This is a genomic window from Candidatus Culexarchaeum yellowstonense (genome assembly GCF_024707025.1).
Taxonomy (GTDB): domain Archaea; phylum Thermoproteota; class Methanomethylicia; order Culexarchaeales; family Culexarchaeaceae; genus Culexarchaeum.
Map to the genome: position 1 here is coordinate 1 of NZ_JANGFQ010000195.1, position 2892 is coordinate 2892.

General features: G+C 36.7%; 3 protein-coding genes. 2 read left to right on the forward strand and 1 reads right to left on the reverse strand.

Features of this window, described 5'->3' with window-relative positions; genetic code table 11:
- Both MRT15_RS11000 and MRT15_RS11005 read left to right on the forward strand, forming a co-directional pair.
- The coding region (locus MRT15_RS11000) for a hypothetical protein (protein ID WP_304330236.1) at nucleotides 1-258 on the forward strand (258 nt) is incomplete at its 5' end.
- 889 nt (nucleotides 259-1147) lie between these two features.
- Nucleotides 1148-2566 carry a transposase gene (locus MRT15_RS11005; protein WP_304330237.1) on the forward strand — a complete coding sequence of 473 codons (1419 nt, stop codon included), beginning with the start codon at nucleotides 1148-1150 and terminating at the stop codon, nucleotides 2564-2566.
- Between the two features lie 33 nt (nucleotides 2567-2599).
- On the opposite strand, the gene MRT15_RS12660 is transcribed toward MRT15_RS11005, so the two are convergent.
- Nucleotides 2600-2704: a C2H2-type zinc finger protein gene (locus tag MRT15_RS12660; RefSeq protein WP_369684975.1), complete on the reverse strand. Its 105-nt coding sequence runs from the start codon at nucleotides 2702-2704 to the stop codon at nucleotides 2600-2602.
- Between the last annotated feature and the right edge of the window lie 188 nt (nucleotides 2705-2892).

Sequence of the window (2892 nt, forward strand, 5' to 3'; positions counted from 1 at the left end):
GATGAAAGGGATAAGGTGATTATGAATATTAATAATGAGTTTGATGATTTTATGAGAGAGTTTGATCATAGGATTAATGTTTTTCGGTGGGAGCTTAGGTTTTGGTTCCTAATGCTGATTGCTGAGACAATAATTTTGAAGTTTTTAGACCGTGATGTTTATTTTATGAGTATAATATATAATCAGGTAAAGAAAAATTATTCGTGGAGAATAAAAATCATAGGAAAACGCTCTTCTACTCCATTTCGGCTGATGTGAAGGTTTCTTTTAATTCTTTTGCATATGTTTTCAAGTAGTTTATTATTTTGTTTAGTAGTTCTTCTAGTTTTTTTATTTTCAATTGAGTATACGCATGACTTCAGTTTCTACATGTTTTAAATCCTTAGTATGCTACAAACTCTTTCATGTTTATAACATGTTATGAGCGATATACGAATGAAATTAGAAAGTGGAAAGATCTCGCATCAGAAGATTTTATGTTTTTAGTGGATAGAATTGCTGAAAATGATATACTTCATTTAAAAGCGTGTCTTATGGAGCTTGATCGAAAGAAAAAAGCTTCCTTGAGAATCTTTTTCTACTCCTTGCCCTTTTTCATTTTCAAAAATTTTTGAAATGCTCTAGTAAAATTAAATCTAACTCATAATCCCCAGGATTAATTATTAGAAGGACTCTCACATTTGAATACAGATATCAGTGGATCAGTATTTCTAGTTTAAGAAGCTAGAGTGTCAGTTTCATAGTGTCGTTATTCAGCTACAAACTTTATAATTATGGAGCTTAATATTACTTAGACATTATAAATCATAAGGTAAAAAGCACACTATTTTCTATTACAGATGACGACACTATGGTCAGTTTTTTAGCTGCTTCTCTTAATTCTAACGAGCTGAGCTCTCTTTCCCTATTGAACAATTCACTACGAGATTCCTTGGGTCTCGGATCGAATAACATTATTTACTCCTGGTAGCATTATTTTTTTATGCTACTTTACGCTTTTAGCTAAAAGTAGCATGTGTATAAACGTATGTGTTAGTTTATGTTAGTTAATGGTTAGCTAATATAAACAAATAGTTTTTCGAAATGTTTTGTTTTTAACAGTTAAGTTTTTAAATATATGTGCTGCACAAAATCTGATGGGGTTGAGATGCGCACGCCTGGTCAACTCTTAAAACATGAGGAGCGGGAGCCGATTCTTACTCCCGCAATACCAGGCAAGCGCATCAATGAAATCCCACTCACAAACATAAGAACAAACATCATAAAACTAATACTCAGAGAAAAAAGACTGAAAAAACTAGCAAACACATGCGCAAAACTCTGGAACGAACTCACGTACGAAAGAAGACAACAATACTTCAACAACAAACACATAGACCTCAAAGGAACAGCAAACGAATACTACGAAAAATATAAGAAAATACTGGGCAGCGTTACAGCACAGACCATCATACAAAAGAACAACGAAGCATGGCATGCATTCTTCGAACTACTAAAACAGAAAAAAGAAGGCAAACTACCAAAACACATACAGCGCATCTCACCACCAGGCTACTGGAAAGACAGGAAAACAAACAAGAGAAAACTAATACTAATCATTAGAAACGACCGTTACGAGATTCATGAGCGCTCACTCTACTTAAAAGACTGGAACATAGAAATACCCTTCACAGGAAAACTAAAATGGCACGGCAAACAAGGCAGACTAGAAATCATCTACGATGAGGTTAAGAGGGCATGGTATGCTCATATACCAGTTGACGTCGGCACAGAAAACACAAAAACCGGCAAAACAAGCAAACACATCGTACATGGCGAGAGGAAACGCATTCGGATTGCTGAACCAAAGGGTAGTAAGAAAGCTGCTGTTGATCTTGGTATTAATATTTTGGCGAGTGTTGTGGTTGATGATGGCACGTGGTTACTCTATAAGGGTGTTAGGGCGAAGGAGGACTACTTCTATTTTGAGAAGCGGATTGCTGAGGCGCAATCCCTCGCTGATAATGCTAGGAATGCTGGTAGGCTTGGTGAGTTCAAGAGGTGGAGTAGGGTGAAGGGGCGTTTGTTTAGGAAACTTTACAGGCGTTTGTTGCATTTGTACAGGAATTTGGCTAATCATTTGGTGAAGCGTTTGTGGGGCTTGGGTGTTTCTGAACTGTACTTGGGCTATCCTTTCAATATTGCGCAGGATATCGGCAATAAGTTCACAGTTAACTTGTGGTCTTATCGCAAGCTGATGGATATCATTGAGCTCAAGGCGCAGGAGTATGGTATCAGAGTGTTTGAGGTAATAGAGTATAATACATCAAAATTTTGTGCGTTTCATGATGTTGAGGTTGTGCGTGAGGAAAGGGGTGTTGTTGTTTGTCCGTTTAATCATAAGATGCATGCTGACTTGAATGGTGCTTTGAACATATTGAAGATTGCTACTGGTGCTGTGTTAAGCAACGTGAGTAAGCCGTTGTCTTTTATTGTTGGTCATGATCGAGTAGCCTCCGTAAAGGGAGGTAACCCCCAAGACTCCCGGGGTATTTCCGTCCCATTAGAGGACGGAGACAGGAGTTAAGAATAAGGGAAAAAATTGGTATGTTTAATTGTTTTATTGTTTTTTGGCGTGGACTCTTTTATGGACTGCTAGTCCTCTTTTTGTTTTGAATTCTTTTCCGCATACTTCGCATTTGTAGCTCATGTATCTTCCCTCCATTCTATTTTTAGACGTTTAAAGCTTATAAGAATTACTGTAGTAATGATGAATATTTTATCCTTTTGATTACTTAGTTATTAGGATAAACTGCGGTTTTGAAACCTTAGTGAAAACCATAAAGTAATCTTTGAAGCTAAACAGTCGCGAACAAAAATGAAATATTTACATTATGCTTAGTCCTAACTTTG